This window comes from Paenibacillus sp. TAB_01 (assembly GCF_043945595.1).
In the GTDB taxonomy this organism is placed as follows: domain Bacteria; phylum Bacillota; class Bacilli; order Paenibacillales; family NBRC-103111; genus Paenibacillus_S.
In genome coordinates, this window is record NZ_JBIFNP010000001.1 from 1,990,007 (window position 1) to 2,012,304 (window position 22,298).

At 51.5% G+C, this 22,298-nt stretch carries 20 protein-coding genes, 2 pseudogenes and 1 other annotated feature; of the genes and pseudogenes, 21 read left to right on the forward strand and 1 reads right to left on the reverse strand.

The features are described from left to right. The first annotated feature begins 5 nt into the window (after positions 1-5). The 18 genes and pseudogenes from ACHHV8_RS09485 to ACHHV8_RS09570 all read left to right on the forward strand — a co-directional run bounded on the left by ACHHV8_RS09485 (position 6) and on the right by ACHHV8_RS09570 (position 18,683). Positions 6-1,072: pseudogene (locus ACHHV8_RS09485) on the forward strand (undecaprenyldiphospho-muramoylpentapeptide beta-N-acetylglucosaminyltransferase). A gap of 206 nt (positions 1,073-1,278) precedes the next feature. Continuing rightward, entirely contained in the window at positions 1,279-2,184 is a 906-nt protein-coding gene (gene murB, locus ACHHV8_RS09490; protein ID WP_395158052.1) for a UDP-N-acetylmuramate dehydrogenase, read from the forward strand. 15 nt (positions 2,185-2,199) lie between these two features. Further along, complete coding sequence (murA, locus tag ACHHV8_RS09495) at positions 2,200-3,465, forward strand: UDP-N-acetylglucosamine 1-carboxyvinyltransferase (protein ID WP_395158053.1); 1,266 nt, start codon at positions 2,200-2,202, stop codon at positions 3,463-3,465. Between the two features lie 297 nt (positions 3,466-3,762). Continuing rightward, on the forward strand, positions 3,763-4,665 hold the full coding sequence (locus tag ACHHV8_RS09500) for a cell division protein FtsQ/DivIB (protein WP_395158054.1): 903 nt from the start codon (positions 3,763-3,765) through the stop codon (positions 4,663-4,665). Between the two features lie 194 nt (positions 4,666-4,859). Then, positions 4,860-6,119, forward strand: coding sequence for a cell division protein FtsA (gene ftsA, locus ACHHV8_RS09505; RefSeq protein ID WP_395158055.1), 1,260 nt, complete (start codon positions 4,860-4,862; stop codon positions 6,117-6,119). A gap of 48 nt (positions 6,120-6,167) precedes the next feature. Then, positions 6,168-7,304 carry a cell division protein FtsZ gene (gene ftsZ, locus ACHHV8_RS09510; protein ID WP_395158056.1) on the forward strand — a complete coding sequence of 379 codons (1,137 nt, stop codon included), beginning with the start codon at positions 6,168-6,170 and terminating at the stop codon, positions 7,302-7,304. A gap of 339 nt (positions 7,305-7,643) precedes the next feature. Then, the gene (spoIIGA, locus tag ACHHV8_RS09515) at positions 7,644-8,561 is read left to right on the forward strand and encodes a sigma-E processing peptidase SpoIIGA (RefSeq protein ID WP_395158057.1); all 918 of its coding nucleotides are present in this window, start codon (positions 7,644-7,646) and stop codon (positions 8,559-8,561) included. A gap of 85 nt (positions 8,562-8,646) precedes the next feature. Further along, positions 8,647-9,369 carry an RNA polymerase sporulation sigma factor SigE gene (gene sigE, locus ACHHV8_RS09520; protein ID WP_395158058.1) on the forward strand — a complete coding sequence of 241 codons (723 nt, stop codon included), beginning with the start codon at positions 8,647-8,649 and terminating at the stop codon, positions 9,367-9,369. Positions 9,370-9,539: 170 nt separating this feature from the next. Next, positions 9,540-10,322: an RNA polymerase sporulation sigma factor SigG gene (sigG, locus tag ACHHV8_RS09525; RefSeq protein WP_395158059.1), complete on the forward strand. Its 783-nt coding sequence runs from the start codon at positions 9,540-9,542 to the stop codon at positions 10,320-10,322. A 486-nt stretch (positions 10,323-10,808) separates the two neighbouring features. After that, positions 10,809-11,108 (forward strand): YlmC/YmxH family sporulation protein, encoded by a 300-nt coding sequence (locus tag ACHHV8_RS09530; RefSeq protein ID WP_395158060.1) that lies wholly within the window; start codon positions 10,809-10,811, stop codon positions 11,106-11,108. Positions 11,109-11,258: 150 nt separating this feature from the next. Beyond that, positions 11,259-12,116 carry a peptidoglycan editing factor PgeF gene (gene pgeF, locus ACHHV8_RS09535; protein ID WP_395158061.1) on the forward strand — a complete coding sequence of 286 codons (858 nt, stop codon included), beginning with the start codon at positions 11,259-11,261 and terminating at the stop codon, positions 12,114-12,116. A gap of 46 nt (positions 12,117-12,162) precedes the next feature. Next, positions 12,163-12,852 (forward strand): YggS family pyridoxal phosphate-dependent enzyme, encoded by a 690-nt coding sequence (locus ACHHV8_RS09540; protein ID WP_395158062.1) that lies wholly within the window; start codon positions 12,163-12,165, stop codon positions 12,850-12,852. A gap of 54 nt (positions 12,853-12,906) precedes the next feature. Then, complete coding sequence (locus ACHHV8_RS09545; RefSeq protein WP_395158063.1) at positions 12,907-13,344, forward strand: cell division protein SepF; 438 nt, start codon at positions 12,907-12,909, stop codon at positions 13,342-13,344. A gap of 22 nt (positions 13,345-13,366) precedes the next feature. Next, entirely contained in the window at positions 13,367-13,633 is a 267-nt protein-coding gene (locus tag ACHHV8_RS09550; RefSeq protein WP_395158064.1) for a YggT family protein, read from the forward strand. Positions 13,634-13,643: 10 nt separating this feature from the next. After that, the gene (locus tag ACHHV8_RS09555) at positions 13,644-14,426 is read left to right on the forward strand and encodes a YlmH family RNA-binding protein (protein WP_395158065.1); all 783 of its coding nucleotides are present in this window, start codon (positions 13,644-13,646) and stop codon (positions 14,424-14,426) included. A gap of 113 nt (positions 14,427-14,539) precedes the next feature. Next, a complete protein-coding gene (locus ACHHV8_RS09560) occupies positions 14,540-15,019 on the forward strand; it encodes a DivIVA domain-containing protein (RefSeq protein ID WP_395158066.1) in 480 nt (159 codons plus the stop codon). 97 nt (positions 15,020-15,116) lie between these two features. Beyond that, positions 15,117-15,380, forward strand: a binding site (T-box leader). A 107-nt stretch (positions 15,381-15,487) separates the two neighbouring features. After that, a pseudogene (ileS, locus tag ACHHV8_RS09565) lies at positions 15,488-18,256 on the forward strand (isoleucine--tRNA ligase). Positions 18,257-18,356: 100 nt separating this feature from the next. Continuing rightward, complete coding sequence (locus tag ACHHV8_RS09570) at positions 18,357-18,683, forward strand: DUF5665 domain-containing protein (RefSeq protein ID WP_395158067.1); 327 nt, start codon at positions 18,357-18,359, stop codon at positions 18,681-18,683. On the opposite strand, the gene ACHHV8_RS09575 is transcribed toward ACHHV8_RS09570, so the two are convergent. After that, positions 18,680-19,444: a TraR/DksA C4-type zinc finger protein gene (locus ACHHV8_RS09575; protein ID WP_395158068.1), complete on the reverse strand. Its 765-nt coding sequence runs from the start codon at positions 19,442-19,444 to the stop codon at positions 18,680-18,682. The genes ACHHV8_RS09570 and ACHHV8_RS09575 overlap by 4 nt on opposite strands. Before the next feature lie 107 nt (positions 19,445-19,551). Here ACHHV8_RS09575 and lspA point away from each other — a divergent pair, with 107 nt between their 5' ends. From lspA to ACHHV8_RS09590, 3 genes are read left to right on the forward strand one after another with little or no spacing between them, the layout of a single operon-like run. After that, positions 19,552-20,043 (forward strand): signal peptidase II, encoded by a 492-nt coding sequence (lspA, locus tag ACHHV8_RS09580; RefSeq protein ID WP_395158069.1) that lies wholly within the window; start codon positions 19,552-19,554, stop codon positions 20,041-20,043. 5 nt (positions 20,044-20,048) lie between these two features. Next, complete coding sequence (locus tag ACHHV8_RS09585; RefSeq protein WP_395163462.1) at positions 20,049-20,996, forward strand: RluA family pseudouridine synthase; 948 nt, start codon at positions 20,049-20,051, stop codon at positions 20,994-20,996. An 18-nt stretch (positions 20,997-21,014) separates the two neighbouring features. Then, positions 21,015-22,169: an aminotransferase A gene (locus tag ACHHV8_RS09590; RefSeq protein ID WP_395163463.1), complete on the forward strand. Its 1,155-nt coding sequence runs from the start codon at positions 21,015-21,017 to the stop codon at positions 22,167-22,169. Positions 22,170-22,298 lie beyond the last annotated feature (129 nt).

Sequence of the window (22,298 nt, forward strand, 5' to 3'; positions counted from 1 at the left end):
ATTTTTTGAAAACCATCGTCTTTACAGGAGGCGGTTCAGCAGGCCATGTGACGCCCAACCTCGCTATTATTTCCAAGCTCCGGAAGCAGGGCTGGAATATTCAATATATTGGCTCCAAGGATGGCATTGAACGCGAAATTATCCAGCATGCGGGGATTGACTATCATCCGATTTCCTCCGGCAAGCTGAGAAGATATTTTGATCTGAAGAACATGAAGGGCACCCTTTCAAGGTAGTTAAAGGGATCGGAGATGCTTATAGATTGATGCGGAAGCTCAAGCCCTCTATTGTTTTTTCCAAAGGGGGCTTCGTTTCCGTTCCGGTCATTATCGGGGCATGGCTCAACCGGATTCCGGTGATCAGCCACGAATCGGACATTTCACCCGGACTGGCCAACAAAATATCGCTGCCCTTCGTCAGCCGGATCTGCGTCAATTTTCCGGAGTCTCTGAAGTACATTCAGGGAGGCAAGGGAATCTGCACAGGACTGCCTATCCGTGACCAGATTTTGCAGGGCAAGGCGCTGAAGGGCTATGAGCTGTGCGATTTCCATAAGCAAAAGCCGGTGCTCCTCATCATGGGAGGAAGCCTGGGTGCGCAAAAAATCAACCAGGCCGTCCGCGAATCGCTGCCGTCGCTGCTTGAGCGTTATCAGCTTGTACATCTATGCGGCAAAGGTCAAACCGATCCTGCCTATGCCCATCTTCGGGGCTATAAGCAGTACGAGTATATGAACGAAGAGCTGGCCGATGTGCTGGCGATGACCGATCTGGTCATTTCCCGGGCGGGGGCTACCTCGATTTTCGAATTTTTGGCGCTGCGCAAGCCGATGCTGCTGATTCCGCTTACGCGCCAGGCCAGCAGAGGAGACCAGCTGCTAAATGCGGCTTCCTTCGAACGGCAGGGTTACGCCCACGTACTGTTTGAAGAAAATTTATCCCGGGAAACGCTGATCTCAGGCATCAACGAGGTGTATGAAAACCGGGAGCAGATGATTGCCAGCATCCGCTCCAACGAACAGACACAGGCTGTGGACACGATCATTCGTCTGATCGAAGAAACCAGCAAATAGCGGTATTTGACCCGTTTGAAGAAACTATCTAGGCGATTGTCACACTATTTCCGATTGAACATAAACTACACTATAACCGTGACAGACACCCGGAAGAGAAAGCGGGAAGCAGAATAAGCGAGCATGAATGGGGTAAGAAGAGTTCTCGCTGACTCGTCCGCTGCCTACTATTAGGGCTCCAGGGGTTCTGTGAAGGAGGTTTTCCCATGCAGCAGGTCATTACTCAATTGCAAAGCGGATTATTCGGCGAATGCCGCCTGAATGAACCGCTGGCGCCTCATACCACTTGGAAAATCGGCGGTCCGGCCGATGTGCTCTTGATTCCGGGAAGCAAGGAGCAGCTGGTTGAAGCTGTGAAGCTGCTTTACCGGCATCAGGTGCCATGGACTGTGCTAGGCCGCGGTTCCAACATGCTTGTATCCGATAAAGGCATACGGGGGGTCGTTCTGAAGCTCGGTTCCCTGCTGGAGACGCTGCGGTTTGAAGGCGATGTGGCTTATGCCGGAGGGGCTTATTCGTTCATTAAGCTGTCCGTCATGGCCGGCAAGGAAGGGTTGACCGGATTGGAGTTCGCCGGAGGTATTCCGGGAACAGTGGGAGGCGCCGTCTACATGAACGCCGGAGCTCACGGGTCCGATGTGTCACGCATACTGTTAAGAGCTGAAGTGCTGCTCCCGACAGGAGATTTGGTCATGATGCAGCAAGCGGATTTCGAATACGCCTACCGGCATTCTCTACTGCAGAAGCAGCCGGGCATTGTCATCGAAGCTGTATTCCAGCTGAAGGCCGGCGACAGGAAAGAGATTGCCGGAGCGATGGCGGCTTATAAGGACCGGCGATTGCGTACCCAGCCGCTTCAATTGGCCTGCGCAGGCAGCGTCTTCCGTAACCCGGAAGGACATCATGCCGCAAAGCTGATCGAAGAAGCGGGACTTAAGGGACTCAGAGTCGGAGGCGCCGAGGTTTCACCGCTGCATGCCAATTTCATTGTCAACACCGGGCAGGCGACAGCTCAGGATGTGCTCACCCTCATTGAACAAGTACAGCGACTCGTTTTGGAAACATACGGCGTATCGCTTGTTCCCGAAGTATTGGTGGTGGGGGAGCGGTAAATCGGAGGTGGGACTTTGGAAAAGTTGGTTATCGAAGGTGGGAGACCTCTATCGGGAGCCATCAAAATTCACGGCGCAAAAAATGCGGCGCTGCCCATATTGGCAGCCGGAATGATGGCGGAAGGGACGATTACGATTCATAACGTGCCCGATCTGTCGGACATTCAAGTCATGACAGGGATCCTGCGCGCATTAGGGTGCCGGACGGAGCATCAAGGAGATACCGTGACAGTCAATACGTCGACGGCGAACTCGTCTCATATTCCGGAAAGCTTGATGAGCCAGATGAGATCCTCTATCTTTTTGATGGGACCGTTATTGGCCCGTTTTGGTAAGGTGCAAGTCTATCAGCCGGGCGGCTGCGCTATTGGTGACAGAAAAATAGATTTGCATTTGCGGGGACTCGCCGCGTTGGGAGCGACAATCGAGGAGTCGGGCAATACCATCGTTTGTACCGCCGCCAAGCTGCGAGGAGCGGAAATCGTACTTGATTTTCCGAGTGTGGGGGCAACGGAAAATATTATGATGGCTGCGGCGATGGCCGAAGGCATGACGACGATTTCCAATGCGGCCAGAGAGCCGGAAATACAAGATTTGCAAAATTTCCTGAACAAAATGGGCGCGAAAATTATTGGAGCGGGAACCGATACGATTACGATCGAAGGCGTATCCCAATTGACCCCATGTACTTATCGCATTATTCCTGACCGTATTGTGGCTGGAACAATGATGATCGCCGCAGCGGTAACCCGGGGGACGATCACGCTCGAGAACGTTTGCGCCGCTCATCTGACTTCTGCGATCCACGTATTAAAGCGCTCAGGTGTTCAAATAGCAATTAACGGTGATATAATAAATGTAAGCTGCTTGACGAGGCCGAAAGCGGTAGAGCGAATCGTGACTTCGCCTCACCCGTCCTTTCCTACCGATTTGCAGTCGCAAATCATGGTTCTGCTATCCTTGGCGGACGGCTTAAGTATTGTGAAGGAAACCGTGTTTGAGAGCAGATTCAAGCATGTCGACGAGCTGACACGTATGGGCTCGGATATCCGGGTCGATCTGAACTCGGCATTTATCCGGGGAGTGCCCCGTCTGTATGGGGCTACCGTCGAAGCGACGGATTTGCGCGCGGGAGCCGCGCTTGTGATTGCGGGATTGGCTGCGCAAGGAACGACCGTCATCGAACAGATTCATCATATTGACCGGGGCTATGACCGAATCGAACATATGCTGTCCCATCTGGGAGCGAGCATCCATCGTGTAACGCCGGTAGCTACGTAAGTTCCTGCTATCTTTTCTTATATATCCTTATGACCACTGCCGCTGAAATATCCCCTTTCTTTACTAGAATCGGGATGTTTGGCGGTTTACATAGTTTATATCCGCTAGCCCCGTCTTGGAGTGCCCAGCCTTGCCGCACCGATATTTCTGAGACCATGCCCGGCCGTCACGAAACGAATACGCATTTCTGCGAAATGCCCAGCAATACTTACGAAGTGAGTTTTTGCCTACGCAAAAACTCAGCGAATGCTTACGAAGTCAGGCATTTCTACGAAATGCCCTTAGGAGGGACAACCCTTGCAGCCAGAAAAGAGATTGCCCGTCATCCAAAAGCCCAAAGCCAAGAAAAAGTCCCGCAGCAGCAAAAGGCTGCTAGTCTTTTTGTTCATATTTTTCGTAACGCTGCTCTGCATTCTATTCTTTCAATCTTCCTTAAGCCGAATCAGCGTAGTCGAGGTCCACGGACAGGAGCTGCTAACCGCGGAAGCAGTCAGCCAAGCGGCGGCCGTTAAGCCGGGGGATCATTTTTTCTCCGTTTCCTCCGAACGGATCGTAGAGCAGGTCAAAACGCTCAAAATGGTAGAGTCCGCTGTCGTGACAAAGCATTTTCCCGGTGTCATTCATATCGAGGTAAAGGAATTTCCGAAGGTAGCTTATCAGCTGGGGGATGCGAATCAGCCGGAGGCCATTTTGGCTGACGGGAGCATCGTGCCGGTGTCCAGCCAAGTCAATTTTGTGATGGACAAGCCTATCCTGACCGGATGGTCGGGAGCGGAGGCGATGAAGGATAAGCTGTGCAAGGCGCTGGCCTCGATTTCCGAGTCGTATCTGACCGATGTGTCCGAAATTAAGCCGGATCCTACCGAGTCTTATCCGGACCGGATCAAGATGTACACCCGCTCCCAATTCGAAGTGATAACGACCATCGGGTATTTGCCTGAAAAGCTCAAATATCTCGATACTTATATCGCAAATTTGAAAGAAAACAAAATTCATACCGGCGTGCTGAAGCTTCTTGAGGCCGACACTCATGCCCCGTTCGACACGGACGCGGGAAAAAGCGGAGCCTCCTCCAAAGATACGAAGACGGATCCTAAAACGGCCGCAGGCGCTTCCGGAACCCCGGCCGATCCGAAAAAAGATCCAGTCAAAGATGCCAAAAGCGAGAAGACGAATACGAAGGATTCTTCAAGAAACTAATGGAATTCTAATGGAATTAGTCTACTCAACCGATAGAAATAATGATAGAATTGGCATTACGGTATCATTTTGGTCAAGAAAATGAAAAAAGTTTGCAAAAAAAGAGGGAAAATCCCAAGCGTGTTGAATATGTACAGGAGCTTTTCTTTAACAATCAGCTAACAACAATTACAGATCACAGGAGGTGCCACAGGTTGAGCAGCAATGACATCATTGTTAGTTTGGACATCGGTACATCCAAAGTTCGTGCTATTATTGGGGAAGTCGTTAACGGCGCCATTAATATAATAGGGGTTGGATCTGCCGACTCGGAAGGTATTCGCAAGGGAGCCATTGTCGATATCGATCAGACAGTCCAGTCGATTCGCAACGCAATAGATCACGCGGAGCGGATGGTCGGTATTCAAATAGCAGAGGTTTACGTTGGAATTTCCGGGAATCATATTGCTTTGCAATCTAGCCATGGCGTAGTTGCCGTATCTAATGAAGATCGCGAAATCGGAGATGAAGATATTGAGCGGGTCATTCAAGCGGCCAAGGTCATTCCTTTAGCTCCCGAGCGTGAAATCATTGGGGTCGTGCCTAACCAATATTTGGTCGACGGTTTGGATGAGATCCATGATCCTCGAAGTATGATTGGCGTACGACTTGAAGTAGAAGCAACCATAATTACCGGCGCCAAAACAGCAATACATAATTTGCTGAGAGTTGTCGAGAAGGCTGGCGTAAAAGTATCTGGCTTGATCTTAATGTCACTGGCAGCAGGACATTTGAGCCTGTCCAAGGACGAGAAAGCCGTTGGAACGGTTCTTGTCGATATTGGCGCAGGACAGACGACGATTGCGGTATTTGAACAAAATAATCTAGTGGCAACGTCTACATTGCCGATTGGCGGCGAATACATTACGAACGATATATCTATCGGACTTCGTACACAAGTAGACATCGCAGACAAAATCAAGCTGAAATTCGGCTGTGCCATTATTGAACACGCGGCAGCGGATCAGGTTTTTAAAGTGAACCGGATCGGCAGCAATGTGGACAAGGAGTTTACGCAGATCGATTTGGCGAATATCGTCGAACCTCGTGTTCAGGAAATTTTCCACTTGATCCGTATGGAAGTACAGCGTCTCGGTTTTGCGGAAGTGCCTGGCGGTTATGTATTAACCGGGGGAACAGTGTCCATGCCGGGGATGCTTGCCGTTGCACAAGCGGAGCTTGCCACTTCCGTCCGTATTGCAGTTCCTGATTTTATCGGTGTTCGTGACCCTTCTTATACCAGCGGTGTTGGGATTATCCAATATGCTCATAAATATTTGAGAGCAGCTAAACAAGCCGGCGGAGCAAAGAAAGTCATCACTAACCCGGCGAACACGAAAAAATCGTCCGTTGCCAGCGAAACAAAGCCTTCGGTTATGGAACGTTTTAAAAATTGGTTGAGCGAATTCATCTAAAGGGATTTCCTGGCTTATGAAAGCTTATTGAGGAGGATAATGAAGGCTATGTTTGAATTTGATATGGACGCGGATTTGTTAGCCAAGATAAAGGTTATCGGTTGCGGCGGCGGTGGCAGCAATGCCGTCAACCGCATGATCGAGAATGGAGTGAAGGGCGTAGAGTTTATTACCGTCAATACGGATGCTCAGGCTCTGCAAAACTCCAAATCGGAGCAAAAACTGCAAATCGGGGATAAACTGACTCGCGGTTTAGGTGCCGGTGCCAACCCGGAGGTTGGCAAGAAGGCGGCTGAGGAATCGAGAGAGCTGATCTTCAATACATTGAAGGGTGCCGATATGGTCTTTGTTACAGCCGGAATGGGCGGAGGTACAGGAACAGGCGCGGCTCCCGTCATCGCTGAAATCGCCAAAGAATGCGGCGCTTTGACCGTTGGCGTGGTAACGCGACCATTCACCTTCGAAGGCCGCAAACGCGCTTTGCAGGCGGAGCAGGGCATCTCTGCTCTGAAAGAAAAAGTGGATACGCTGATCGTCATTCCGAACGATCGTTTGCTTGAGATCGTCGATAAGAAGACGCCGATGCTGGAAGCTTTCCGCGAGGCGGATAACGTTCTCCGTCAAGGCGTACAGGGTATTTCCGACTTGATCGCCGTTCCCGGCCTAATCAACTTGGACTTTGCCGATGTAAAAACGATCATGACCGAGCGCGGCTCGGCCTTAATGGGGATTGGGGAAGCTACAGGCGAGAACAGAGCTGCCGAAGCTGCCAAGAAAGCGATTCAAAGTCCGCTCCTGGAAACATCGATTGACGGCGCACGCGGCGTCCTGATGAACATTACAGGCGGAGCGAATCTGTCTCTGTATGAAGTCAACGAAGCGGCGGATATCGTTGCCTCGGCTTCCGATCTGGAAGTCAACATGATCTTCGGTGCCGTCATTGACGAATCGTTTAAGGACGAAATTAAAGTTACGGTTATCGCAACCGGCTTTGAACACAAAGCTGCACCGTCACAACCGGTCCGTAAGCCTAATGCCAATAGCTCCGCACCGTCGTCAGAACCGGCCGGAGACAATCGCGGCGGCGCAAGCAACTTGCGTCCTTTTGGAGGCCAAACTTCCGGAGACCAGCTGGATATTCCGACATTCCTGCGCAACCGCGGCAGAAGCAATCTGGATAAATAAAGCTATGATGACAAGTTATCCCTTGATCGTTTGGATCAAGGGATTTTTGCTGTATGGAAATGTATGCTTTTGAAACGGAAGGCTTTCCGCCTGGCCGGTTCGAAGCTTGGATATGATATGCGCAAGGACCGTCAGGAGGATTTGCCTGACGGTTTTCTTTTGCTGCAGGGGCTTCGGCATCCATTGCCGCACCCCCACTATATGACAAAAAAAGTTACGGCTAATCGGCAAGTTTAGACAGACTTTGGAATAGGCTTACTATATACTTGTCTCATTCGCATGAAATGGAAGAAGACAGGTTCTATTAAGCAGCAGCTTGCGGCTGGGAGGGCTCGGAGAATGATTGTTTACATCGATATCATTTTCCTGACGAATGTACTGATTGACGGGGCGCTGCTGTGGGTTACCGCAAGATCGCGCAAGCTCGCTTTCCGCTGGTGGAGGCTGCTAAGCTCCGCTTGTTTGGGAGGGGCTTATGTAGTCTTGATGTTCTTTCCGCCGGTATCGTTTATGTTCACGTTTGCCATTAAATTTGCCTTGTCGCTGCTCATGCTGTGGCTGGCCTTCGGCTTCGGAGGCATTCAGCATTTCATGAGGAATGTCAGCGCATTTTATGTGGTGAATTTTGCGGCGGCCGGCACCGTATTGGGAGTGCACTATTTTTGGATGTCCTCCACAGAGGTGCTGAACGGCATCTGGTTCGCCCAATCGGGCGGGGCTTCCCACCAAGTGCATATCGGACTGATTTTTCTTCTTGCCGTATTGATTTTTGCCATCTGGCTGTATCGGCATGTTCATCAAGCCGCCAAGCGCAAGGAGGAGATGGCATCCTTTTTTGCCAAAGTGGAGGTGTATATCGATGAGTATGCTTCGAGCTGCATGGGATTAATCGATACGGGGAACCAGCTGTACGATCCGCTGACCAAGACCCCCGTGATGGTGATGGAGGTGTCTCAATGGGGCGAGAAAATCCCCGATACCTGGAAGCAGCGAATTGAACGGTCGGAGGTCGACCAGATCGTGAGCGCAATCGGGACCGATGAATTCGAATGGCAGGATCGGCTCCGCCTGGTTCCTTACCGGGGCGTGAACCGGAATACGCAGTTTATGCTGGCGATCAAGCCCGACCGGGTCATTATTACGTATAACGACAAACAATTTGAAACGCTTAAAGTGCTGATCGGGCTCGATGGAGGCAAACTGAGCTCCGACAATGCCTATCAAGCTATTATCCACCCGAATCTGATGCAAGCCTAATCTCTGTCATGTGGGGCTGGAACGGCCCTAAACATGCTGACGAAGAACGTTTTGCCGGCGGCAAAACGCCTAAGGAGGACACACGATGCTCGTGAAGTGGAAGCTGAAACTGCAAATCTATTATTTCCGTCTGATGATGAAGCTGGGACTCAAGGGCGAGGAAATCTACTACATAGGCGGAAGTGAAGCCTTGCCTCCTCCACTTACCCGGGAAGAGGAAGAATACTTGCTGGAGAAGCTGCCTTCCGGGGATGCGGCGATTCGCGCGATGCTGATTGAGCGCAACCTGCGGCTCGTTGTGTACATTGCCCGCAAATTCGAAAACACGGGAATCAACATTGAGGATCTCGTGTCCATCGGCGCGATCGGCTTGATCAAGGCGGTCAATACGTTTGACCCCGAGAAAAAAATCAAGCTGGCCACATATGCTTCCCGCTGCATTGAGAACGAAATCTTAATGTACCTGCGGCGCAACAGTAAAATCCGTACCGAGGTTTCCTTCGACGAGCCGCTGAACATCGACTGGGACGGCAACGAGCTGCTGCTCTCCGATGTGCTCGGTACGGAAAACGATACGATTTACCGCAACATCGAAGAGCAGGTGGATCGCAAGCTGCTGCATAAAGCTTTGGATAAGCTGTCGGAGCGGGAGCGGACGATTATGGAGCTGCGGTTCGGTCTGCAGGACGGCGAGGAGAAGACGCAGAAGGATGTGGCTGACCTTCTCGGCATTTCGCAGTCCTATATTTCCCGTCTAGAAAAGCGCATTATTAAAAGGCTTCGCAAGGAATTTAATAAAATGGTTTAAACTGGAAATTATTTTTTTTGAAAGCCATGAAAGCGAATCCGGGCTTGTACGGCTTGGATTTTACGGCATTGAGGCATTTGGTTAAAGAATCAGACAAGCATAGGGGGCGCATAAAAAACCGGACCGAGGAGATAATTAACAGTAATGTTTCTCCTTGGGAGGTAATCACGGTGACCCGAAACAAAGTCGAGATTTGCGGTGTAGATACCGCAAAGCTACCTGTTCTGACCAACGCGGAAATGCGTGAATTATTCGTTCAACTGCAATCGAACAATGAACGAACGGCAAGAGAGAAATTGGTTAACGGCAATCTGCGACTCGTACTAAGCGTTATTCAACGGTTTAATAACCGCGGCGAATATGTGGATGACCTGTTTCAAGTCGGCTGTATCGGACTCATGAAGGCGATCGATAATTTCGATCTGAGTCAGAATGTTAAATTCTCCACCTATGCCGTTCCGATGATTATCGGAGAAATTCGCCGTTACTTGCGTGACAATAACCCGATCCGGGTATCTCGTTCGCTGAGGGATATTGCCTACAAAGCGCTGCAGGTTCGCGACAGCCTGACGAATCAAAATTCCCGCGAGCCCTCCATTTACGAAATTTCCGAGGCGCTTAACGTGCCTAAAGAAGATGTCGTCTTTGCGCTGGATGCGATTCAAGATCCCGTTTCCTTGTTCGAGCCTATCTATCATGACGGTGGCGATCCGATCTATGTTATGGATCAGATCAGCGACGACCGCAACAAGGATGTGTCGTGGATAGAAGGAATTGCTCTGAGAGAAGCGATGCGGAAGCTGAACGACCGGGAAAAAATGATTTTGTCCATGCGGTTTTTCGATGGCAAAACCCAGATGGAAGTAGCAGACGAAATCGGAATATCGCAAGCGCAGGTTTCCCGTCTGGAGAAATCGGCGATTTCCCAAATGCAAAAACATGTGAAAAATTAACTTGCCCGCCAGGCAAGCTTTGTATACTCCCCTGAAATGATAATCATAAGGCCGGCTCTTGAAAGAGCAGGTCTTTTTTTACACGCCAGAATTTAAGTACCTGAGTCCGCTTCGAAGCATAAGCCCCACTTTGTGGGTCAGGCTGTCGAGAAACCCGCCTTTAAGTGAAAAAGGAGCACAGACGCAGGTGGGGTATCCAAGCTTACGAAGCCCGTTTTTCTACGAAAAACGCTTAGTTTACGTCCGCCTTTGAAATCCGTGAAAATACCTTTAAATCTAATCCATTTCACGGGTTCAACAGCGGCTGGAAGAGGATACCCCACCGGAGTATCATACAAATTCTGGGTTCCTAGACAAGCTCGCCCCACTTTGTGGGGTTATTTTTCGTGAGGAAGGACATTTTGCCCAAGTCATACATATAGTAGGTAATAAAGGCTTTAGAGAACAGGCTCGAAGAATCCATGAAGAATACGTGGTGGTTGCAGCGTGAAAATTTCAGATTTTCAAACCAAAGACGTCATTAACATAGTGGATGGGAAAAAACTGGGGCAGATCAGCGACCTGGAGCTCGACTTACGCCAGGGACGGATAGAGTCGATTGTCGTTCCGAACAGCCCCCGTTTTTTCGGATTGTTCGGCGGAGCGACCGATGTCGTCATTCCATGGAAAAATATCGTCAAAATCGGTGCCGATGTAGTACTCGTCAAGCTGGAGGACGTCCGAAGCTTCCGGCAGCAGGAAGAAGTGGAGATGAACTACGATTATAACCGTTCCTATCGAGGCTAGCCGCACACGTTTAAACAGCACGCCGACGCAGGCATCCCGCCGTTTGCAGGAAGGGATTTCCGGCTATGGTGTGCTGTTTTTTACGGGTTGTTGTATACTGGAGTGAGGATGAACGACAAGACCGAAAGAGCGGGAGGAGAGCGGCCGGCTATGGAACCTTTTGTACTGCAAAAAGTAGAGAACGGATGCGAGTTGTTTTTTCTAAAAGGATGGATGAAGGAGCATCCTGGTTTGACGGCGGGATGTACTTCCCGGCTAGGCGGCGTCAGCAAGACGGCGTTTGCCAGCCTGAACTGCGGTCTTCACGTATCGGACCAGCCTGAGCACGTGGTGGCTAACAGGGAGAAGCTTGCCGAAGCGCTGCGGGTTCGTCTGGAGGATTGCACCTACGGAGAACAGGTGCACGGCAGTGAAGTGCAGGTGGTCACCAAGGAGTTAGCCGGGGCGGGGACGAGAACGAGAGCGACGGAAATCCCCTCGAAGGATGCTTTTATAACGAATGAACCGGGACTTTTCTTGCATGCCTTGTTTGCGGATTGCGTTCCTTTATTGTTCTTTGATCCGGTCCATCGGGCCGTAGGCCTGGCGCATGCCGGCTGGAAAGGGACGGTGCTTGCTATTGCCAAAGCTACGGTTGAAGCGATGAGCAGGGAATACGGCACGAACCCAAGCGAAGTCTATGCCGCGGTAGGCCCTTCCATTCATGCCTGCTGCTATGAAGTGGACGATTACGTCCTGTCCCGGGTTAAGCAGGTCATGAACGAGCTGGAGCTGTCCAATGAGGCTGCAGACGGTTTTCCGCCGATCTATGTGGAGCGGTCCGACGGCAAATACAGCTTAAGCTTGCAACAAATGAATCGACAAATTATGATGAAAGCAGGAATTTTGCAGTCTCATATCGAAATGAGTAGTTTATGCACAAGCTGCCGCACGGATCTGCTGTTTTCCCATCGCAAGGAGCATGGCAAAACGGGCCGGATGGCCGCTTGGATCGGTCTGCGCGATTGAACTGCGCCGGCTAAGGTTATGTAAGAATAGAGGTGAAAAAGACGTTATGCAGCTTACGCAAACGATACCATATGTTGAAGACTTGATTCATAAAGCTTGCGCCCGTTCCGGCAGAAGCCGAAGCGAGGTTCAGACCATTGCCGTAACGAAATATGTTTCTGCGGAGACGACGGGGAAGGTGCTGCAGAGCGGCTTGCTCCATATTGGCGAGAACCGGTGGCAGGATGCGCAGGCCAAATGGGAAGCCTATGGAGAGCAGGGCCTGGGCGTGTGGCATTTTATCGGGCATCTGCAGACCAACAAGGTGAAGGATGTCGTCGGTAAATTTGCCTATATCCATTCATTGGACAGGCTATCCCTTGCCAAAGAAATGGATAAGAAGGCGGCGGCGCTCGGCATTGCGGCGCAATGCTTTATTCAATTGAACGTTTCGGGCGAGGAAACGAAATACGGCCTGGAGCCGGAGGCGTTACACGGGTTTGTGGACGAGCTTAAGGCGTTCCGCCACATCCGTATCGTCGGATTGATGACGATGGCGCCGTATGAGGCCGAGCCTGAATCAACCCGGCCGGTATTCCGCCGTTTGAGAGAGCTGAGAGATGAATTAAACCGGGAGCAGGCGCTAGGCTATGAGGTGCCGCATTTGTCCATGGGGATGTCCAATGACTTCGAGGTGGCGATTGAAGAAGGAGCCACGTGGATTCGGCTGGGATCGATATTGGTGGGCAGGGAATAACCTGCGCTTACGATTCGAGCTTCACATGAAGTGAAGCTTATAGGAGGAGAGGACATGGGCGTAATGAACAAATTTATGAACTTTTTGGGTTTGCAGGATGAAGAGGAAGTCGTTGTAGAACGTGAAAGGGTAGTTGAGCCTGCCGAGGAACAACATGAAACCAATTTTGCGGAGCAGCGTAAGAATAAAAGTAATATTGTCAGTATACATTCGCAAAAAAATGTACGAGTGGTGCTTCTTGAGCCTAAATCGTATGAGGATACGCAGGAAATTGCCGACCATCTTCGCTCGCGCCGGCCGGTTGTCGTCAATCTGCATTTGGTGCGCTCCGATCAAGGAACGCGCATTGTGGATTTTCTAAGCGGCACCGTTTATGCGCTGAACGGTTCCATTTCCAAGATCGGACCGAACATTTTTCTGTGTACGCCGGATACGGTTGAAATTCATGGCTCCATCTCGGAAATAATGAATCATGATGTATACTCTCAATAAATGAAAAATCGAGGTGAACAGCTTGTATAATATCGACTATTACATCTACACACTTATTGAAATCTATACATACATGCTGATCGCCTATGTGCTGCTGTCGTGGCTGCCGAGCGCCCGGAACAGCTTCATTGGCGAAATGCTGGGCAAGCTCTGTGAGCCGTATTTATCTGTCTTTCGACGCTTTATTCCACCGATCGGCGGGATGATTGATATTTCCCCGATCGTTGCGTTGATTGCTCTGCGGTTTATCGGCGAAGGCGTCCGCGCGATCATCCACTTCTTCGTCTAGGTACCGGTCCGTGAATAACGAGAACATTTACTCGCATTTTCACCCGGATGAGCATCGCTTCGTGGATAAGGCGGCCGAGTGGGTGGAGAAGGCGGAGCAGCATCAGGCGAAGCTGACGGATTTCCTGGATCCGCGGCAGCAGTTTATCGTGGAGTCTCTGGTGAATCGGAGTCAGGACGTGCAGGTTCGCTTTGATGGCGGACATGAGCAGGCGGAGAGAAAACGAGCGCTGATCGCGCCGGATTACCGGGTGCTGGACGATGAGGAAATGGGCATCCGTCTGATTGCCGTCACTTCTCTGGACGATAAGCTGAAGGAACTGGATCACAGCGACTACATGGGATCGATCCTGGCTTTGGGAATGAAGCGCGACAAGATCGGAGATATTCATGTGTCCGATACGGGCTGCCATTTTCTTGTGGCCGAGGAGGTGGCGGATTATATGCGGCTTCACCTCCAGCAGGTCCACAGGGTTCATGTGCAGACCGAGCTTCTTCCTCTGGAAAAGCTGCAGGCATCTGTCGTCAAGCTGGAGGAGATGAATCTGTCGGTCGCTTCCATGCGGCTCGACGGCATCGTGAGCGACGTATACCATCTGAGCCGCGCCAAGATATTAGTCCCGATCAAGGCGGGGCGCTGCAAGGTCAACTGGAAGCAAGAGGAGGACTCCAGCCGTGCGCTGAAGCCGGGAGATGTCGTGTCTCTGCAGGGGTTCGGCCGCTTCAAGGTGCTTGAAGTCGAGGGAGTCACAAAAAAGGGCAGATTTCGCGTGAAAATCGGCAAATATGCATGAATGCCAATTTTTTTTCGTTTCGGATGCAGGAAAATGCGGCCTCCTGTCGAATATAGCTATACGCATCGGACAGAATTGATGACAGTCTGCCCCAACTTTCAGGAGGTGCCGCAATGGCTTTAACACCGTTGGACATACATAACAAAGAGTTTGGCCGCTCGTTCCGCGGCTATGACGAGGATGAAGTCAACGAGTTTCTGGATCTGGTCATTAAGGATTATGAAGCGCTCATTCGCGAGAATAAGGATTTGCAGAATCAACTGCTGGCGATCCAGGAGCGCCTAGATCATTTTTCCAATATCGAGGAGACTCTGAGCAAAACGATCATCGTGGCCCAGGAAGCAGCGGATGAAGTCAAATCGAACTCCAAGAAGGAAGCGCAGTTGATCCTTAAGGAAGCGGAGAAGAACGCAGACCGGATCATCAATGAATCCTTGGCCAAATCCCGTAAGATCGCAGTGGAAATCGAAGAATTGAAGAAGCAAGCTTCCATTTACCGGACCCGTTTTCGCACGCTGCTTGAAGCTCAGCTGGAGCTGCTCAGCAAAGAAGACTGGAGTTCTCTCGAACGAATGGAAATCGAACAGCCGTAAGACCTGCTTAAGGACTTAAGGCGTGTCTCGTGTTGACGCCGCACGCCATTTTCGCTATACTCCTGTATATGCAGCCTCCTAAGAGGCAATCATGATGAGGAAAGCGTTGACTGGGAAGAGTAATTCACGTACGCATCTGCCAAGCGAGTCGGGGGCCGGTGAAAGCCCGATCTGTGCAGTGAAGGAAAATCACCCATGAGCATCTCTTGAACTAATAGTAAAGAGCATCGGCTGATCCCGTTACCGATCATTTGAGCGAAGGCTGGATGCCGGCTTGGAAGGAGCAACGTCGAAGGGCGCTGCTTGAATTCATGCCGTTGGTCTTAATCAGGGTGGTACCGCGAGACTTCTCGTCCCTATTGGGGATGAGAGGTTTTTTTGTTGTGCTTGAGCGTTTTTAGCAAACCCCTTGCGCTTATCCTGAGGAGCGGGGTTAACCTGTTGAATATTGAAGGAGCTGGAATCACAATGGATTATGGAAAAACGTTAAACCTGCTGCAGACGGAATTCCCGATGCGCGGAAATCTGCCGCAAGCGGAGCCGAAAATGCAAGACCGCTGGAACGAAATGGACATTTACAAGAAAGTACAGGAGAGCCGCAAAGGCAAGCCGAAATTTATTTTGCATGACGGACTTCCGTACGCTAACGGAGATATTCATATCGGGCATGCGATGAACAAAATTTTGAAGGACATTATCGTCCGCTTCAAAACGATGCAGGGCTTTGACGCTCCGTACGTGCCCGGATGGGATACGCACGGTCTGCCTATCGAGCAGGCTATTGCCAACGGCGGGAAAGTGGACCGCAAAAAAATGAGCGTCTCCGAATTCCGCGAATACTGCAAGGAGTATGCGCTGCAATGGGTAGAGAGGCAGAAGAAACAGTTCCAGCGTCTCGGCATCCGCGGCGACTGGGCGAATCCGTATATCACGCTGCAGCCGAAGTATGAAGCCCAGCAAATTCGCGTATTCGGCGAGATGGTCAATAAAGGGTACATCTATAAAGGTCTGAAGCCTGTTTACTGGTCTCCGTCTTCGGAGAGCGCTTTGGCTGAAGCGGAAATCGAATATCACGATAAGCAATCGACTTCCATCTATGTCGCGTTTCAAGTGAAGGACGGAAAAGGAAAGCTTCCTGAGGATGCGGCAATCGTCATCTGGACGACGACGCCATGGACGCTGCCTGCCAACCTCGGCATCAGCTTGCACCCTGATTTCGACTATGCCGTCGTACAAGCCAACGGCAAAAAGTATGTGCTTGCCCACGGATTGCTGGACGCGGCGGCTAAAGAAATCGGCTGAGCCGACGTCCAGGTGCTGTCGCAAATCAAAGGCAGCGAGCTCGAAGGCGTGCTCTGTCAGCATCCGTTCTATGACCGCACCTCCCTTGTTATGGTAGGAGAGCATGTCACGCTGGATGCCGGTACCGGCTGCGTTCATACGGCTCCCGGCCACGGGGAAGACGACTTTGTCATCGGCCAGCGCTATAATCTCGGCGTGCTGTGCCCTGTGGACGATCAAGGCCATTTTACGGCCGAAGCGCCCGGCTTTGAAGGCATGTTCTACGAAAAAGGCGGCAAACAGATCGTGGAGATGCTGAAGGAGTCCGGACACCTGCTGCATGCGGCGACGATTCAGCATCAATACCCGCATGACTGGCGTACGAAAAAGCCGGTTATTTTCCGGGCGACTGAGCAGTGGTTCGCATCGGTGGATAAATTCCGCCAGGAAATGCTGGATGAAATCAAGCGGATTAACTGGACGCCGAACTGGGGCGAGATCCGTCTGCACAACATGATCGCCGACCGCGGAGACTGGTGCATTTCCCGTCAACGGGTATGGGGCGTGCCGATTCCGATCTTTTACTGCCGCAGCTGTAACGAGCCGGTCGTGAACAACGAGACGATCGAGCATGTGGCTCAAATTTTCGAGCAGGAAGGCTCCAACGCCTGGTTCCAGAAGGAGGAAAGCGAGCTGCTTCCGGCAGGAACCGTGTGCCCGAAATGCGGACATGATCATTTCCGTAAGGAAACGGATATTATGGACGTTTGGTTCGACTCCGGCTCCAGCCACGTGGCGGTTCTGGAAACGCGCGAAGAGCTGCAGTGGCCCGCGGACCTGTACCTGGAAGGTTCCGACCAATACCGCGGATGGTACAATTCCTCTCTGATTACAGGGGTTGCGGTCAAGGGGCAGTCGCCTTACAAAGGGATTTTAAGCCACGGCTTTACGCTGGATGGCGAAGGGCGGAAAATGTCCAAATCGTTGGGCAACACCGTCGATCCGAACCAGGTATGCGATAAGCTCGGAGCCGATATTTTGCGGCTGTGGGTGTCCTCGGTAGACTACCAGCAGGATGTCCGAATCTCCGATAACATTCTGAGCCAGATTACGGAGGTATACCGTAAAATCCGTAATACGCTGCGCTTCCTGCTCGGCAACCTGTCCGATTTCAATCCGGAGACGTAACGGGTGGCTGTTGAGGAGATGAACGAACTCGACCGCTTCGCGATGATTCGTCTGAACCGGATGCTGGAGCGGGTCGTCAAAGCTTACGATGCATACGAGTTCCACGTCGTATATCAAACGGTGCATCATTTCTGCGCGGTGGAGATGAGCGCATTCTATCTGGACATTATTAAAGACCGACTCTATGCGAGCTCCCCGAGCGATCCGGGACGTAAAGCGGCCCAGACGGTATTATATGACGCGCTGACGGCAATAACTAAATTGATTGCCCCTGTGCTGCCTCACACTACGGACGAAGTGTGGAAGTATATTCCAGGTGCGGCCTTGGAGAGCGTACAGCTGAGCGAGCTTCCGCAGGTAGACGCTTCTTTATTCGATGTCAGCATGGAGCTGAAATGGGAGCAGTTTATCGCTTTGCGTGACGATGTGCTGAAAGCATTGGAAGAAGCGCGCAAGACGAAAATTATCGGCAATTCGCTGGGGGCCGCCGTCCACTTATACCCGGATGCTCCGGCTTATGAGCTGCTTCAGGAATTCGAGGCATTGGATCAGCTGTTTATCGTATCCGGTGTGGTGGTGCACGAACCGGGAACGCAGGCTCCGGAAGGGACTCATGCCAGCAAAGGCTTATCGATTCGCGTGCAAGTGGCGGAAGGGGAGAAATGCGAACGCTGCTGGATCGTGACGCCGGAGGTTGGGCATGATCACGATCATCCGACGCTCTGCAAACGCTGCGCCCAAGTTATCAAGCAGAATGCTTTAGTTTAATGGAACCCAGCTCGGCAGAATAAAATAAAGCATCCCGGCAGGCCGAACGGCCTCGCCGGGATGCATATCGTATCAGATCCAAAATCGGAGGGGATGACGGATGGTTGATCGGGACCCTTTGTCCGGTTCGGATAAAGAGCTTTTAGCCAAAATCAATAAGCAGTTAATCCATGTCGCCAATCAAATGGAGAAAACCCAAATTGCCGATTACGTTCAACTGCTCAACAGCCCTCGAAGATTAATCTGGACTAATATTTTGGCGGGAATCTCAAGAGGCGTCGGCATCGCGATCGGATTTACGGTGTTCGCCACGACGATTCTTTATTTCCTGAAAATGCTTGGAGCTTTAAACCTGCCTATCATTGGCGACTATATTGCCGAGATTGTGAAGCACGTGCAGTATCAGCTGGAAGGCCGGGGCTATTAGCTGTAGGCGTCGCCGTCATAGTAGGATTCATCGTTTTCGAGCAAGCCTTCGCCTTCGCCGCTGTTCATGTAATCGCGGTAAGCCTTGTTCCGGACAACGGTCACGTGCTGTCCGTACATATCGGTAGCAAGAAAGCTTTCAAACGATTCGACATAGCCGACATGCTCATCCGCTTCGATTTCCATGTCGTCGTAATCGCTGGACACGTTCGGATTTTCCGCCATCGCCGGAGTATTGGATGTGCCCCAGCTTTCTACGATTTGCCAGGCGTCCTCGCCGTCGAATTCGGTTTGGTTGTTTTTCTCGTCGAGACTCGATCTTCCGAATGGTGGCGCGAGCAGCTGCTCTTCAACGGGCCGGCGCTCGGAAGCATGCGGGTCCGGCACGTGCTCAATGCAGTAAAGAGTGGTAGGGATCGCTTCTAAACGCTCGAAAGAGATGGAAGCGCCGCAAGTAACGCAACGGCCGTATCCGCCGCTATCCATTCGCTGCAGAGCCTCATTGACGTCAATCAAATGCCGCTCTCTATTTTCATTTAGTGCAATATCTTTGCTTCGCTCGAACATTTCCGTTCCGAGATCGGCCGGATGGTTGTCGTATGCCGACAGCTCTCCGGTCTGAACTCGTAATGAATCGTCCAAGCCCATATGATCGTCGTCATCCTCCAGCTTTTGCTGAAGCCACTGCTGTTCTTCCTGCAGCTTGCTTTTCAGATAACCGAGCTGCTCGGGGGTAATGGCGTTTTGCGGGATATTAGGCATGGAAGACACCTCCTTGTAAAATCGCTATGCACCTATTTTTTACGGTTGCCGTGTTTTTTAGCTAGGAAAATCCTTGTACCACAGGAAGCGAATAAGGAGATGAAACCTTGATATATTACATCTATGCGTTAATCGTGCTGCTCTTGGATCAGGCTTCCAAGTGGCTGATTGTCAATCGGCTTTTGCTTGGAGAGTCCAGATCGGTGATCGGGGAGTTTTTTCAAATTACTTCCCATCGCAACCGGGGAGCGGCATTCGGCATTTTACAGAACCAGCGGTGGTTCTTCATTATTATTACTCTAGCTGTGGCCGCAGCTGTTATATGGTATCTGCAAAAGACCGTAAAAGAAGGGCGTAAGCTGCTCCCGTTTGCATTGAGCTTGCTGCTTGGGGGCGCCATTGGAAACTTTATCGACCGGGCGCTGTTCGGCGAAGTGGTCGACTTTCTGCAGTTCCGCTTTCAGTTCAATTTCTTCGGTACGCCGGTGGATTACACGTTCGCCATCTTTAATTTGGCCGACTCGGCCATTTGTATCGGGGTTGCATTAATATTTATCGATTCATTTATTAGCTGGAGAAAAGAAAAGAGGGACGCGTAATCGTGATGTCGGCTACAGAGCAGGAAGGCATGGACAACTTCAGAGAATGGACGGCTGAGGCGGAAGACCGCGGTGAGCGGATCGATAAATTTATTACCGACTCCTTGGAGGAAGACGTTTCCCGTACGCAGGTTCAGCAGTGGATCAAGGAAGGTCACCTGACGGTCAACGGGGGACAAGTAAAGCCAAATTACAAGCTGGCCGAAGGAGACCGCCTTCAGCTGACGATCCCGGAGCCGGAAGAGCTGGATTTGGCACCGGAAGCTATCCCATTGAATGTAGTCTACGAAGACTCGGACGTCATCGTCGTCAATAAACCTAGAGGATTAGTCGTGCATCCGGCCCCGGGCCACTACAGCGGCACCTTGGTGAACGCTTTATTGTATCACTGTCATGACTTGTCAGGGATTAATGGCGTCATGCGTCCGGGGATTGTGCATCGAATCGATAAGGATACGTCAGGTTTGCTAATGGCAGCCAAAAACGATCTGGCTCACGTTTCGCTTGCCGCTCAATTGAAGGAGCACAGCGTAAACCGCAAGTATATCGCCGTGGTGCATGGAAACGTAGCGCATGAGCATGGGACGATCGACGCTCCGATCGGCCGTGACCCGAAGGATCGGAAGCTGTATACCGTTACCGAGAGCAACAGCAAGCATGCGGTAACGCATTTTGTCGTGCTGGAGCGGTTCGGCGACTACACGTTGATGGAGCTGAAGCTGGAAACCGGACGCACGCACCAGATTCGGGTGCATATGAAATTTATCGGGCATCCGCTGGTAGGCGATCCGGCTTACGGGCCTTCGCGCAGCAGAGATATCGCGATGGAAGGGCAGGCTCTGCATGCAGCCGTGCTTGGCTTCGTCCATCCGCGGACCGGAGAGCATTTGCAGTTCGAAGCGGAGCTGCCGGAGGATATGACCAAGCTGCTGCATGTGTTAAAAAATCGATAAGGACGGGACGGATGGATGATGGAACATTTGGTCAATCCCAAAGTAAGAGACATTCAAATTTCGGGTATCCGGAAAATTTCCAATCTGGTCAGCACCTACAAGGATGCTTTGACCTTGACGATCGGCCAGCCGGACTTTCCGACACCGCAGCACATTATGGATGCGGGGAAGGCCGCGATTGACGCACATAAAACAACGTACACTCCGAACCCGGGGATGCTGGAGCTTCGCCAGGCCGCCGCGGCTTTCGTCTCGGGAAAATACGGGCTTTCGTACCGTCCGGAGACGGAAGTGATTGTGACTGCGGGAGCGAGCCAGGCGTTGGATATTACGCTGAGGACGATCCTGGAAGCGGGCTCCGAGGTCATTCTGCCGGGCCCGATTTATCCGGGCTACGAGCCGCTGGTCCGTCTCTGCGGCGGGGAGCCTGTCTACGTGGACACGCGGCAGAACGGCTTTAAGCTGACCGCCGACCTGCTTGCGCCCCATATTACGGAGAAAACGCGCTGTATTATTTTATGCTATCCGTCCAATCCGACAGGAAGAGTGCTGAGCCCGCAGGAGCAGGCCGATATCGCCGCACTGCTTGCGGACAAATCGATCTTCGTTATCTCCGATGAAATTTACAGCGAGCTGATTTACGGTCAGCCGCATACTTCGATTGCAACGATGGGCGGCATGCGCGACAAAACGATCGTCATCAACGGCCTGTCCAAATCCCATTCGATGACCGGATGGAGGATCGGCTTTACGTTCGCGCCTGAAGCCATTTCACAGCATATGGTGAAGGTGCATCAATATAATATCACCTGCGCCAGCTCGATCAGCCAATATGCTGCGCTGGAAGCGTTGACGAACGGAGTGGACGACGCGCTGCCGATGAAAGAGGCCTATGTGGCGCGAAGAGATTATGTTTATGACCGGCTGGTACAGATGGGCTTTGAGCTCGACAAGCCGGAGGGGGCGTTTTATTTGTTCCCATCGATCGAACGCTTTAAGCTCTCATCGATGGATTTCACGATGAAGCTGCTGGAGGAACAAAAGGTCGCAGTCGTGCCCGGCGACGCTTTCTCGATTTACGGCGAGGGCTATATCCGCATTTCTTATGCGTACAGCATGGAAGTGCTGGAGAAAGCGATGGACCGCCTCGGAGCTTTCGTCAGCAAGCTGTAGTTTAGCCTTTCGGCACTTATTCTTATTTAACCGATCCAACCTTAATCCAAGAAAAGCTCCTCCCTCACTGGGAGGCCGCTGAAAAAACTAGCGGAAGGTGCGGATGCATTCTTATAGAAGCGCCAAGCG

What these genes read in the sequence shown, in the direction of transcription:
- murB (WP_395158052.1), top strand. Translation starts at nt 1,279, where the DNA reads ATGCAGCAGGTCATTACTCAATTGCAAAGCGGATTATTCGGCGAATGC.
- ftsZ (WP_395158056.1), top strand. Translation starts at nt 6,168, where the DNA reads ATGTTTGAATTTGATATGGACGCGGATTTGTTAGCCAAGATAAAGGTT.
- spoIIGA (WP_395158057.1), top strand. Translation starts at nt 7,644, where the DNA reads ATGATTGTTTACATCGATATCATTTTCCTGACGAATGTACTGATTGAC.
- sigE (WP_395158058.1), top strand. Translation starts at nt 8,647, where the DNA reads ATGCTCGTGAAGTGGAAGCTGAAACTGCAAATCTATTATTTCCGTCTG.
- pgeF (WP_395158061.1), top strand. Translation starts at nt 11,259, where the DNA reads ATGGAACCTTTTGTACTGCAAAAAGTAGAGAACGGATGCGAGTTGTTT.
- ACHHV8_RS09540 (WP_395158062.1), top strand. Translation starts at nt 12,163, where the DNA reads ATGCAGCTTACGCAAACGATACCATATGTTGAAGACTTGATTCATAAA.
- ACHHV8_RS09545 (WP_395158063.1), top strand. Translation starts at nt 12,907, where the DNA reads ATGGGCGTAATGAACAAATTTATGAACTTTTTGGGTTTGCAGGATGAA.
- ACHHV8_RS09560 (WP_395158066.1), top strand. Translation starts at nt 14,540, where the DNA reads ATGGCTTTAACACCGTTGGACATACATAACAAAGAGTTTGGCCGCTCG.
- ACHHV8_RS09570 (WP_395158067.1), top strand. Translation starts at nt 18,357, where the DNA reads ATGGTTGATCGGGACCCTTTGTCCGGTTCGGATAAAGAGCTTTTAGCC.
- ACHHV8_RS09575 (WP_395158068.1), bottom strand. Translation starts at nt 19,444, where the DNA reads ATGCCTAATATCCCGCAAAACGCCATTACCCCCGAGCAGCTCGGTTAT.
- ACHHV8_RS09585 (WP_395163462.1), top strand. Translation starts at nt 20,049, where the DNA reads ATGTCGGCTACAGAGCAGGAAGGCATGGACAACTTCAGAGAATGGACG.
- ACHHV8_RS09590 (WP_395163463.1), top strand. Translation starts at nt 21,015, where the DNA reads ATGGAACATTTGGTCAATCCCAAAGTAAGAGACATTCAAATTTCGGGT.